The sequence below is a fragment of the Mesorhizobium sp. AA23 genome (assembly GCF_001672435.1).
Taxonomy (GTDB): domain Bacteria; phylum Pseudomonadota; class Alphaproteobacteria; order Rhizobiales; family Rhizobiaceae; genus Mesorhizobium.
Window position 1 is genome coordinate 286,575 of the sequence record NZ_LYTP01000012.1, and the last position, 11,323, is coordinate 297,897.

11 protein-coding genes and 1 tRNA gene are annotated in these 11,323 nt (G+C 63.1%); 5 read left to right on the forward strand and 7 right to left on the reverse strand.

The genetic code is table 11. The annotated features are described in order from the left end of the window. Positions 1–118 precede the first annotated feature (118 nt). The 3 genes from yihA to A9K66_RS12070 all read right to left on the reverse strand — a co-directional run bounded on the left by yihA (position 119) and on the right by A9K66_RS12070 (position 1,812). Entirely contained in the window at positions 119–754 is a 636-nt protein-coding gene (gene yihA / locus A9K66_RS12060) for a ribosome biogenesis GTP-binding protein YihA/YsxC (RefSeq protein ID WP_127215316.1), read from the reverse strand. Positions 755–786: 32 nt separating this feature from the next. Next, complete coding sequence (locus A9K66_RS12065; protein WP_067324652.1) at positions 787–1,425, reverse strand: CatB-related O-acetyltransferase; 639 nt, start codon at positions 1,423–1,425, stop codon at positions 787–789. Between the two features lie 96 nt (positions 1,426–1,521). Then, positions 1,522–1,812: a hypothetical protein gene (locus A9K66_RS12070; RefSeq protein WP_245307493.1), complete on the reverse strand. Its 291-nt coding sequence runs from the start codon at positions 1,810–1,812 to the stop codon at positions 1,522–1,524. Positions 1,813–2,004: 192 nt separating this feature from the next. On the opposite strand from A9K66_RS12070, the gene A9K66_RS29465 reads away from it, so the two are divergent. The 3 genes from A9K66_RS29465 to A9K66_RS12085 are packed head-to-tail and all read left to right on the forward strand — an operon-like array spanning position 2,005 to position 5,082. Then, a complete protein-coding gene (locus A9K66_RS29465) occupies positions 2,005–2,259 on the forward strand; it encodes a hypothetical protein (protein WP_082953835.1) in 255 nt (84 codons plus the stop codon). Further along, positions 2,252–3,544: an HlyD family secretion protein gene (locus A9K66_RS12080; RefSeq protein ID WP_082953836.1), complete on the forward strand. Its 1,293-nt coding sequence runs from the start codon at positions 2,252–2,254 to the stop codon at positions 3,542–3,544. The genes A9K66_RS29465 and A9K66_RS12080 overlap by 8 nt, the downstream gene beginning before the upstream one ends. After that, positions 3,541–5,082 carry a DHA2 family efflux MFS transporter permease subunit gene (locus A9K66_RS12085; RefSeq protein ID WP_067323824.1) on the forward strand — a complete coding sequence of 514 codons (1,542 nt, stop codon included), beginning with the start codon at positions 3,541–3,543 and terminating at the stop codon, positions 5,080–5,082. The genes A9K66_RS12080 and A9K66_RS12085 overlap by 4 nt, the downstream gene beginning before the upstream one ends. Positions 5,083–5,430: 348 nt before the next feature. Here A9K66_RS12085 and yidC read toward each other — a convergent pair whose 3' ends face one another. Genes yidC through rpmH form a run of 3 tightly spaced genes read right to left on the reverse strand, consistent with a single transcriptional unit; the run spans position 5,431 to position 7,767 of the window. After that, positions 5,431–7,248, reverse strand: coding sequence for a membrane protein insertase YidC (yidC, locus tag A9K66_RS12090; RefSeq protein ID WP_067002989.1), 1,818 nt, complete (start codon positions 7,246–7,248; stop codon positions 5,431–5,433). Between the two features lie 14 nt (positions 7,249–7,262). Beyond that, positions 7,263–7,616 (reverse strand): ribonuclease P protein component, encoded by a 354-nt coding sequence (rnpA, locus tag A9K66_RS12095; RefSeq protein WP_067323826.1) that lies wholly within the window; start codon positions 7,614–7,616, stop codon positions 7,263–7,265. A gap of 16 nt (positions 7,617–7,632) precedes the next feature. Continuing rightward, complete coding sequence (rpmH, locus tag A9K66_RS12100) at positions 7,633–7,767, reverse strand: 50S ribosomal protein L34 (RefSeq protein WP_008833937.1); 135 nt, start codon at positions 7,765–7,767, stop codon at positions 7,633–7,635. Positions 7,768–8,024: 257 nt separating this feature from the next. On the opposite strand from rpmH, the gene A9K66_RS12105 reads away from it, so the two are divergent. Together A9K66_RS12105 and A9K66_RS12110 are read left to right on the forward strand one after the other, a co-directional pair. After that, a complete protein-coding gene (locus A9K66_RS12105) occupies positions 8,025–9,518 on the forward strand; it encodes a HAMP domain-containing sensor histidine kinase (RefSeq protein ID WP_067002984.1) in 1,494 nt (497 codons plus the stop codon). A gap of 202 nt (positions 9,519–9,720) precedes the next feature. Next, a tRNA-Arg gene (locus tag A9K66_RS12110) sits at positions 9,721–9,797 on the forward strand. A 233-nt stretch (positions 9,798–10,030) separates the two neighbouring features. Here the strand turns inward: A9K66_RS12110 and A9K66_RS12115 are convergent. Next, positions 10,031–11,224, reverse strand: coding sequence for a caspase domain-containing protein (locus A9K66_RS12115; RefSeq protein WP_067323828.1), 1,194 nt, complete (start codon positions 11,222–11,224; stop codon positions 10,031–10,033). Between the last annotated feature and the right edge of the window lie 99 nt (positions 11,225–11,323).

Here is an 11,323-nt window from a genome sequence, read left to right on the forward strand (position 1 = left end):
GACTAGCGCCAGCGCCGGCAATCTCCTCTCCCCTCGGGGAAAGGTCAGCCGGGGCGAAGCGGAGGCTGGGTGAGGGGCAGCACCATGCGCGGCTGCCTTGCTCCAAGGCGAAAATGCTTCAGCCGCCGTTCGCCACCAAGGCGATCGCCGCGCGCAGATCGTCGAGCCCTGAGGCCTTTTCCGACGAAGTCGCGAGCACCGCCGGGAACGCCGCCGGCCGTTTCTTGATCTTGGCCAGCGTCTCCTCGATCAGCTTCGGCACGCCGGCCGCCTTGATCTTGTCGGTCTTGGTCAGCACGATCTGGTAGGACACCGCCGCCTTGTCGAGCAGCGACAGCACCTCCTCGTCCTTGGCCTTGATGCCGTGCCGGGAGTCGATCAGCACATAGACGCGCTTCAGCGTGACGCGGCCCTGCAGATATTCGAAGATCAGCTTCGTCCAGGCGTCGACCTTGTCCTTCGGCGCGCTGGCGTAGCCGTAGCCCGGCATGTCGACCAGCGCCATCGGCGGCAGGTCGGCGCCTTCGCCGGAGAAGCCGTCCGGCACGAAATAGTTCAGCTCCTGCGTCCGTCCGGGCGTGTTGGAGGTGCGCGCCAGCCCCTTCTGGCCGACCAGCGCGTTGATCAGCGACGACTTGCCGACGTTGGAGCGGCCGGCAAACGCGATCTCCGGCGGCCCTTCCGGCGGCAGGAATTTCATCGACGGCACGCCGCGGATGAAGATCCACGCGCGGGTGAACAGCTCCGGACTTATGGCAGTTTCGCTCGTGGTTTTGTCCGGCGCGTTCAAACGGCGGCCTCCAGCTTGGAAATGTCGGCGCCTCGAATGGCGTTGAGGTTGCGGCTGACCTTGTCGACCGGCCAGTTCCACCAGGCCGCTTTCAAAAGCCGTCGCACCGTGAACTCATCGAAGCGCATCTTCACCACCTTGGCCGCATTGCCGGCGACGATCGCATAGGGCGGCACGTCGTGCGTGACAACCGATTTCGCGGCGACGATCGCGCCATGGCCGATCTCGATGCCCGGCATGATCACCGCATCCATGCCGATCCACACGTCATTGCCGACGACCGTGTCGCCGCGGATCTCTTTCGACCAGGTCTCGGGGTCAAAACCTTCCTCCCAGCCATGGCCAAAAATGTTGAACGGATAGGTGGAGAAGCCGGACATCGCGTGATTGGCGCCGTTCATGATGAAGCGGGCACCCTCGGCGATGGCGCAGAACTTGCCGATGATCAGCCTGTCGCCGATGAAGGGATAGTGGTGCAGCACGCACCTCTCGGCGAATTTGTCCGGGCCGTCGGGGTCGTCGTAATAGGTGAAGTCGCCGATCTCGATGTTCGGCGCATTGACCAGCGGCTTCAGGAAGCCGACGCGCGGATGCATCGCAATGGGATGCTTGATGTTGGGGTTGGGTCCGGTCATCGCGGTCAGTCCGTAGTTGGCAGGCACGAGGCGGCGCCCTGGCGACGCTGTCTCCCGATCAAACTACCGTGATCCGGCTGCAGCACCAACCCGCGCTCAGCGGATGCCGCGACAGATCACGATCGGGTTGGAAAGCGCGCTGTCGAAACCGCTGCCCTGATAGACCTGGGCGTTGGAGGCGCCGGGCGGCAGCGTGAAACTGCCGTCGACGACTTTCTGGTCGCCGGCCGAGGTGTGCAGGGCCCAGCTATAGGTGCAGAACTGCGGCGGAGCCTTGGGTTGCACGTGGCTGCAGTTGAGCTGCGCGCCGCCGAGCATTGCCGCGCCGCCGCAGCTCACCGCTTCCTTGGCGGCGGCCGGAAACGCGCATGTCAGCAGGGCAGTCACGGTCGCGATCCTGAGCCGGTTCGTCTTCATTTTTCGTGCGTGCCTCTGCCGGCCTTCAGTTGCGCCACGTCGGCGCGACGTTTTGCTCCAGGCGGCTTAGCCGGTCTTGCACACCGCGTCCAGCAGGATTATGTGCATGATGATAATAAGCATGCTCACGAAAGCCTGTCTGCCGACTGCGAAGTTTCTCCCATGCCTTCCTCGCTCACCAGCAGCTTCGTGCTGCACGACGTCGCGCGCCTGCCCGGAAAGCGCTTCGAGCAGCGCTCGCGCCGCTCGGGCCTGACCCGCGGGCATTGGCAGGTGCGGGCTTATCTGTCTCGACAGGAAGGCATTCACCTTTCCGCGGACGCGCGGCAGCAGCTGCAAACACTTTGTCTGATCAAATCCAATCTGCTCGAGGCCTGCGCCCAGCCGGCTGTCGACCGGGAGAAAGTCCATGTCTGAACCAGCCTCACCACGCAAGCCCGCCGACGGCGACAATGCCGGCGACAGAAGCAGCGACCAGATCATTCGCCTGGACAGCCAGCGCGAGCAAAGGCGTGCCGCCAATCCGGCGATCGAAAACGATGAGCTGGAAGCGCCTGTCGCGCCGGAACCTGCTGCGCTCGAAGCACCCTCGGCCCAGCCGAAGCCGGCCGCCGTCACGACAGCTTCGCCGGCCCGGGCCAAGCCGCGGCGCAGCTTAACCCGGTCTGTCCTGTTTGCGCTGCTTCCGGTGGCGCTGGCGGTCGGCGGCTATTACTACGTCGTCGGCGGTCAGGTCATGACCACCGACAATGCCTATATCCAGGCGCAGTCGCTCGGCGTCTCCACCGATGTTTCCGGCACCGTGCAGGAGATCGACGTGCATGACAACGAGGCGGTTAAGAAGGGCCAGGTGCTCTTCCGCTTGCGGCCGGCCTCGTTCGAGACCGCGCTGGCCGGCGCTCAGGCGCAACTCGGCACGGTGCGCAACCAGGTGCTGACCTTGCAGGCGAGCTACCAGCAGTCGCTGGCGCAGATCGCCCAAGCCGAGGCCGACATCCCCTATTACGAGTCGGCCTTCCAGCGTCAGCAGGATCTGCTCAAGACCTCAACCGCCTCGAAGGCGACTTTCGACAGCGCCCAGCACGATCTCATCGCCGCCCGGCAGAAAGTCATCGTCGCCAAGGCGCAGGCGCAGGCAACGCTCGCCCAGCTCGGCGGCGACGCCGACCAGCCGGTCGAGAAGAACCCCTTCTACCTGCAGGCCCAATCGGCGCTGGATGATGCCCAGCGCAATCTCGGCGATTCCGTCGTCGAGGCGCCGTTCGACGGCGTCGTTACCAATGTCGATGCGCTGCAGGTCGGCAAGTACCTTCCCGCCTCGCAGCCGGCCTTCAGCCTGGTCTCATCGACCGACATCTGGATCGCCGCCGAGCCGAAGGAAACCGAGCTCACTTATGTCCGGCCGGGGCAAAAGGCGACGATCAGCATCGATGGCTATCCGGGCGAGGTCTGGCATGGCGAGGTCGGCAGCATCAGCCCGGCCTCGTCCTCGAGCTTCTCGCTGCTTCCGGCGCAGAACACCAGCGGCAACTGGGTCAAGGTCGTGCAGCGCATTCCGATGCGGGTGACGATCGACGACCCGCAAGGCAAGCCGCCGCTGCGCGGGGGCATGAGCGCGGTTGTCAGCATAGACACCGGCCATGCCCGCGGCCTGCCCGATTTCGTGACCGACCTCTTCAAGCGGTTTGAGCAAAAGTCATGAGCACCGTCGCCACGGGCACGCCTGCGGTCGCCAATCGCGGAGCCATCACCGCCTGCGTCATCCTGGCGGTCATCATGCAGGCGCTGGACACCACCATTGCCAATGTGGCGCTGCCCTATATCCAGGGCAGCGTGTCGGCGAGCGCCGACCAGATCAACTGGGTGCTCACTTCCTATATCGTCGCCGCGGCGGTGATGACGCCGCCTTCGGGCTATCTTGCCAACCGCTTCGGCCGCAAGCGCATCCTGCTGGTCGCCATCACCGGCTTCGTCGTCGCCTCGGTGCTGTGCGGCTTTGCCCAGTCGCTGCCGCAGATCGTCGGCTTTCGGCTGCTTCAAGGCCTGTTCGGCGCCGCCCTTGTACCGCTGTCCCAGAGTATCCTGCTGGACATCTACAGCGTCGAGGAGCGCGGTTCGGCCATGGCGCTGTTCGGCGTCTCGGTGATGGTCGGCCCGGTGCTTGGGCCTGTCATCGGCGGCTGGTTGACCGAGAATGTTTCCTGGCGCTGGGTCTTCTATATCAACGTGCCGATCGGCGTACTGGCTTTCGCCGGCGTCTCGGTGTTCGTGCAGGAGACCAAGCTCGACCTCAAGGCCCGGCTCGACTGGTTGGGTTTCGGCATGCTCAGCCTCGCCATCGCTTCGCTGCAGATGTTCCTCGACCGCGGCGAGCAGCTCAACTGGTTCTCCTCGTCCGAGATCATCGTCGAGGCGCTGGTCTGCGCGTCGGCCTTCTATATCTTCATCGTCCACACCTTCACCGCCCGCGATACCTTCGTGAACCCGCGGCTGTTCCTCGATCGGAATTTCGCGGTCGGCATGGTGTTCATCTTCATCATAGGCATCACCTATCTCGCCTCGCTGGCGCTGATGACGCCCTACCTGCAAACGCTGATGGGCTATCCCGTGGTGACCGCCGGCATCGTCATGGGGCCGCGCGGCCTAGGCACCATGGCCTGCATGTTCCTTGTCGGCCGGCTGGTCGGCAAGGTCGACACGCGCTGGCTGCTGTTCACGGGGCTCGCGGTCACCGCCTGGGCGATGTACGACATGACCGGCTGGACCCCGGACGTTTCGCAATGGACGATCATCCGCACCGGCTTCATCCAGGGCGCCGGCTTAGGCTTCCTGTTCGTGCCGCTCACCACCATCACCTTCGCCACGCTGGCGCCGGAACGGCGCGCTGAAGGGACGGGCCTCTACAATCTGTCGCGCAACATCGGCTCCAGCGTCGGCATCTCGGTCGTCACCGCGCTTCTGACGCAGAACCAGCAGATCAACCATGCCAACATCGCCGACTATGTGACGCCCTATAATCCGGCGTTCGGCGATCCGGCGATCGCGCAGGCGCTGAGCCCTTACACCGCCGCCGGCCGCGCCGCGCTCGACGGGCTGGTCACGCTGCAGGCAACGATCATCAGCTATGTCGACGACTTCGAGCTGATGATGTTGCTCTCGCTCGCCGCCATCCCGCTTGTGCTTCTGCTGCGCAAGCCTGGCACACCGGCCAAGGTCGACCACAGCGCCGTCATGGAGTGAGCTGGTGCATGTCGCCCAAAAGCGTGGAGCGGTTTTGGGAAAACGACACTGCATTAAAACAAAGTCCCTAAAGCGCGTCGCGCTTTAGGAGGAAAAACCGGGGTCCCCCCGCGGGACCCCGGCCTGCCGGACGGCCTTCCCAACACCGGCGTCGCTGCGCCGGAAGCCGTCGCGGCTTTTGGGGAGGACCGGGGAAGCTACGAGGCAGGCCATGCCGCAGTTTCGCGGGGGCAGGCCAAATTCCGAAAGACGGCTGCGCGAAGTTCTGTCCGGAGCGCCATAGGGCAAGCCGCCAACGAAAAAACCCCGGTCATGCCGGGGTTTTTGGTGTTAGGGCCGGGGTGCCATCTATTCCGCCGGCGATGGTTTCTTGCGGAACATCGCCGCCAGATTGTCCCACAACTCGATCTTGGCGCCCTGGCGCTTCATGATCACGCCCTGCTGCAGGATCGAGAGCAGGTTGTTCCAGGCCCAGTAGATGACGAGGCCGGCCGGGAAGGAACCCATCATGAAGGTGAAGAGGACCGGCATCCAGGTGAACACCGCGGCCTGCGTCGGGTCCGGCGGCGTCGGGTTCATGCGCATCTGCAGGAACATGGTGATGCCCATCACGACCGCCCAGGCGCCCATATGCGGGAGGAAGGCCGGCGGCGCGAAGGGCAGCAGGCCGAACAGGTTGAACACCGAGGTCGGATCGGGCGCCGCGAGGTCGTGGATCCAGCCGAAGAACGGCGCGTGCCGCATCTCGATGGTGATGTAGAGCACCTTGTAGAGCGAGAAGAAGACCGGGATCTGCAGCGCCACCGGCCAGCAGCCGGCCAACGGATTGATCTTTTCCGTCTTGTAGAGCTCCATCATCGCCTGCTGCTGCTTCATCTTGTCGTCCGCGTATTTCTCGCGGATTTCCAGCATCTTCGGCTGCACCTTCTTCATGTTCGCCATCGACGCGTAGGACTTGTTGGCCAGCGGGAAGAAGATGGCCTTGACGATGACGGTCGTGGCCAGGATCGCTAGGCCGAAATTGCCGAAGAATTTGTACAGCGTGTCGATCAGCCAGAACATCGGCTTGGTGATGAAATAGAACCAGCCCCAGTCGATCAGCAGATTGAACTGGCGAATATGGCGGTCAGCCTCATAGGCGTTGATCTTGGCGACTTCCTTGGCGCCGGCGAACACTTCGGTTTCGATGGTTGCGGACTGGCCGGCCTCGATGTTGATCGGATCAGTGAGGAAGTCGGATTGGTAGCGATGGCGCCCGTCCTCGAAATAGCCGTAGCGCGGCTGGAAGGGCTGCTTTTCGGTCGGCACCATGGTGACGGCCCAGTACTTGTCGGTGATGCCGAGCCAGCCGTCGGTCGACTTGCCTGGCTTGACTTCCTTGTCCTTCTCGATGGCGGCGTATTTGTATTCCGTCAGCCCCTCGGTGCCAGTAACCCCGATCAGGCCTTCATGCAGCACATAAGTGCTGGCGACCGCCGGCTTGTCGTAGCGCGTGACGCGACCGTAGTTGAACAGGCTGACGGCAGCGCTTCCCGAATTCTGCACGGTGTCCGAAACGGTGAACATATAATCGTTGTCGACCGAGATGGTGCGCTTGAAGGTCAGGCCCTTGTCGTTGGTGTAGGTCAGCGTCACCGGCGTCGACGGGGTCAGCGTCGGATTGCCCTCAACGCTCCACACCGTGTCGGAACTCGGCACCGCGCCGGTCTTGTCGGTGCCGACGAACCCGATCTCGGCGAAATAGCCGGTCGGTAGCGCCTGCGGATTGAGGAGTTGGATCTCGGGCGAATTCTTGTCGACCGTCTCGGTGTAGTGCTTGAGCTTGAGGTCGTCCAGGCGAGCGCCGGTGAGATTGATCGAGCCCTCGAGGCTCGGCGTGTCGATCTTGATGCGCTTGGTCGCGGCAACAGCCTGGTCACGGCTCTCTACAGTGACTGTCTCGCCGCCAGGTGCGGTCGGGATGGCGCCCGGAGCCGGCGCCGGCGTCCCGGCCGCGCCCGGATTGGTCCCCTGCGCTTCCTTCTTCTGCGCCTCGACGCGCTGCTGCTCGATGCGGGCCTGCTCGCGTTGCTGCTCCATCTTGGGGTTCATGTAGAACACCTGCCAGAGCGTCAGGATCAGCACCGACAGCGCGATGGTGATGAAGAAATTGCGGTTGTTTTCCATCGAAAGCCCTTGGCCTATCGTGTTCCGCGCAGCCGGCGGGAAAGCTCGGCCTTCAACTGGCCGAACGGAATGGCAAGCACGTCTTCGCGCCCGACGATGACATAGTCACTGCCGGGCGCCATGTCATCGGCGGCATGCGTTCGCACGGCTTCTCTCAGCCGCCGCCGGACGCGGTTGCGCACCACGGCGTTGCCGACCTTCTTGGTCACGGTGTAGCCGACGCGTGGCGCACAATCGTCGCCCCGGTCGAGAACCTCGACGAGAAAAAGCCGCCCGCGGCGCTTCTCGCCGCCGCGCACAGCCATGAAATCCGCGCGTTTCAGAAGCCGCCCGGGAGTTTTCCCCTTTGGCTTGCCGGTTGCGGGCAACGATCTCGTCTTTCGTTCAGGCGCTGAGCCGCTTGCGGCCGCGGTTGCGGCGGGCTGCGACGACGCCGCGGCCACCCTTGGTGGCCATGCGGGCACGGAAACCGTGCCGGCGCTTGCGGACGAGTTTGGACGGTTGGTAGGTACGCTTCATTTGTTTTAATACCGCGGCGTGCGGCCCTTCTTGATTCTGTCACTCTGTAACAGGAGCTTTGCCGGGCCGGTTATAGGCGCGATCGAAACCGCGCCGGGACGGAAGGCCCGAGCGTGAGCGGGCTTATAGGAAGAAGGATTTTGGAAGTCAATCCAGCCCGCCCAACGGCATTTTTTCACTGGCCGGCGGCGAAATTGGCAAAAAAGCCGCAAATCGCATAATCTTGCTCGATCAAGCCTTCGTGAAAAAACCGCGTCATGACAAGTGAAGTCCTGTCAACGGATGAAAAGCCACGCCCCGCGGCGGCAAGCTCGCCGCGCCGGGTGCCGCTGTCGCGCGGTCTGTCGACCAAGCTTCTGCTTCTCACCATCGTCTTCGTGCTGCTCGCCGAAATCCTGATCTTCCTGCCCTGGATCGCCAGCTACCGGGTGAACTGGCTGAAGGAGCGGCTGAGCACCTCCGCCGCCGTGTCGATCGTGTTGCTGCAGGGCGAGCCCAACTCCCTGTCGCACACCGCCCAGAACGACGTGCTGATGGCGATCGGCGCCAAGGCGATCGCGGTGCGCGACGGCGGCGTCTCGCGGCTGCTGGTCGTGGCCGACATGCCGCCGAAGGTCGACGAGCATATCGACATTGCCAATGTCGGCCTGGTCAACGGCATGACAGGCGCGCTGGAAACGTTGTTCGCCGGCGGAAACCGGATGCTGCGCGTCTTCGGCCCAGTCGGCGACAGCGACAAGGAATTCGAGCTGATCATGCCGGACTACAGTCTGCGCAACGCCATGCTCAGATATTCGCGCAACGTCGCCGTCGTCTCGCTGCTGATCTCGCTGTTCACCGCCATGCTCGTCTATGCGGCGATCGATCTGATCATGATCGGCCCGATCCGCACCATGACGCGCTCGATCCTGTCCTTCTCCGAGGCGCCGGACGATCCCGGCCGCATAATTTGCCCGACGGAGCGTGCCGACGAGATCGGCGTCGCCGAGCGCGAGTTGTCGCAGATGCAGGATCGGCTGCAAAAAATGCTCGCCGAGCAGAAGCACCTCGCCAATCTCGGGCTTGCCGTGTCCAAGATCAACCACGACATGCGCAACATCCTGGCTTCCGCGCAGCTCATGTCGGACCGGTTGCGCCAGGTGAAGGATCCGACCGTGCAGTCCTTCGCGCCGAAGCTCCTGCGCGCGCTCGACCGCGCCGTCGCCTATTCGGAGGGCGTGCTTGCCTATGGCCGCACACAGGAGCCGGCGCCGTCGCGCCGCCGCTTGCGGCTGCGCCAGCTGGTCGACGACGTGCACGGCCTGCTCGACATCGAGGAGGGCATCGAATTCATCAATGCCGTCGAGCTCACCTTCGAAGTCGACGCCGATTCCGACCAGCTCTTCCGCGTGCTCACCAATCTGTGCCGCAACTCGGTGCAGGCAATGGCGGCGGACACGGAGAGCGCGGTGGTGCGCCGGCTCGCCGTCTCGGCCGAGCGCTTGGGCAGCGTCAGCCGCATCACCGTCAGCGACACCGGCCCCGGCCTCCCGCCCAAGGCGCGCGAAAACCTGTTCGCCGCCTTCCGCGGCTCGGCGCGCAGCGGCGGCACCGGCCTTGGCCTGGCGATCGCCCATGAGCTGATCCGCGCCCATGGCGGCACGGTGGAGCTGGTCGAATCGATCGGCGGCCGCACGGTCTTCGCCGTCACCATCCCCGACCAGCCGGTGCGGCTCGATCAGGCCCGCAACGGCCTGCGCCGCCCGGCTTGACCGTGGCAGGCCAGGGAAGACGTTCCCGCTTCGGAGTTCCGCGAAGCAAAGACCCCGGTCGGAATGTGATCCTGTAAACGCCTGCGACAAAACTTTTGCCGGGCCGGCTTGCTTTTCCGAAATTCAGTCGTTAGGGAACACTCCACATCGCGGCCGGCGTCTCGACCGGATCGCGGGGCTTGTGTCTCACACGGCCTGATGCGCGCCCGTAGCTCAGCTGGATAGAGCACCAGACTACGAATCTGGGGGTCAGGAGTTCGAATCTCTTCGGGCGCGCCAATTAATCAAACTGAACTCCCGCGCATTTGCCTCGCCGGCCGAAGCAGTCGCTGGCTGCCTACGCTCACGCGGCGACGTTCACGTGGCGTATTAATCCACGATCCCGATCGGGTCGGCAGTGGTGCCCGGAGCGTTCTTGAGTTCTGCTTTTTTTCATGCACCCTTGCTCGTCTCCAGCCGCAGTCGGCGGCGCGGCCTAAGTCCCACCGCGCGCAAGGCAGTCATCGGCGTTACTAACCCCCTAGCTGTTGCAGCTTGCGACAGGCACGCCTTGCGCCTTCACGGCATCTCTGGCGACACCTCTCCTTGTTGCCATCCCTGCATCGCCCCACGGATTCTGGTTTAGCTGGTGCGCTCGTTTTTGTCGAACGATTGGAAGGTTCATCGACAGGCAACGACACTTGCGGCTTGCGACTGACTTTCTTTGGCAGGATCTTTTTGCGTGGCAGCGTAGGTGCTTGGAACTTGGCAATTCGGCTCCTTGCAATTTCGACGAATGCACCATTCGGAAATGCCGCTAGATAAGCACGATACATCGAGACATCGGATGTATCCTTGATTGATTTCCAGAATTCGAGCTCTGCCGCCGCGTTGATGTCTGGCTGATAGGCGTCTGCCGAAGACGGACTAGACGCGGCATCCGGGTTGAATGAGAATCCCGGCTCCACCAGGGACGAGTTGCTCCAGGGAACCTGCTTCCCAGAAGTCGCGTTCATGACGTCCAACCGGACGCGACGCATGAGAATTTCAATGTCGATCGAAGGAGTCTTTATCCGCTTCACAAGAGAGTCTGCAAACGGACTATGATTGACGGCTCCATCGAGAGCCACGTTGCCGGGTTGTGTTGCAAAGCCGATAAAGACTCCCCTGCCAGCATCCAAGGCTCCCAGCCCCTTTCCTATGGCAAGGCCGCGACTTTGACCCGGTCCACTCAATTGCTTAACGAAAGGATTGTCCCGACAGGCATCGAGAAGGACGATTGCGATATTTTCCTCGGCCGTCATGGCGGCGATGATGTCTTGCAGGCGCTCAGCCTCCAGAGCCAAGTCGGCCGGACGTTGAAGGGCGGCGTCAACCGGCAATAGGTAGTTCTCCCCGTTCGCTTGGAGCCCGTGTCCGGCGAAGTAAAAAAGCGAGACGTCACCCGGCCGCAAGTTTCGCCTGAATTTTCCGATGAGTTCCCTGAACGTTGATGCGTCGGTATCCAATCCAAGGGTGACGTCGAAGCCCGTCTCTTGCAAAACTCGGGAGATGGCATTCGCATCATTTACCCCGTTGGGAAGCGATGACGCAAAACGGTAGGCCGAGTTACCGATTACGAGCGCATATCTATGGCTGCGTTGACCGATCTGGGTCTCAGAGGAGGCCGGTGTCGACAAGCCGGCCAGCAAAAGAAGGCACGCGCACAACAAACAAACCTTGTACATTGCGACCTTCCCGAGTAACGGAGAATATTAGCATCCGTTAAAGCGCGTGGGTACCCGTTGTAAGGGCCATCTTGCTTGGGGAAGGGGCCAAACTTGCCG

Coding starts and splice junctions, on each gene's coding strand:
- A9K66_RS12080 (WP_082953836.1), top strand. CDS start 2,252: ATGTCTGAACCAGCCTCACCACGCAAGCCCGCCGACGGCGACAATGCC.
- A9K66_RS12085 (WP_067323824.1), top strand. CDS start 3,541: ATGAGCACCGTCGCCACGGGCACGCCTGCGGTCGCCAATCGCGGAGCC.
- yidC (WP_067002989.1), bottom strand. CDS start 7,248: ATGGAAAACAACCGCAATTTCTTCATCACCATCGCGCTGTCGGTGCTG.
- A9K66_RS12105 (WP_067002984.1), top strand. CDS start 8,025: ATGACAAGTGAAGTCCTGTCAACGGATGAAAAGCCACGCCCCGCGGCG.
- rpmH (WP_008833937.1), bottom strand. CDS start 7,767: ATGAAGCGTACCTACCAACCGTCCAAACTCGTCCGCAAGCGCCGGCAC.
- A9K66_RS12065 (WP_067324652.1), bottom strand. CDS start 1,425: ATGACCGGACCCAACCCCAACATCAAGCATCCCATTGCGATGCATCCG.
- A9K66_RS29465 (WP_082953835.1), top strand. CDS start 2,005: ATGCCTTCCTCGCTCACCAGCAGCTTCGTGCTGCACGACGTCGCGCGC.
- A9K66_RS12115 (WP_067323828.1), bottom strand. CDS start 11,224: ATGTACAAGGTTTGTTTGTTGTGCGCGTGCCTTCTTTTGCTGGCCGGC.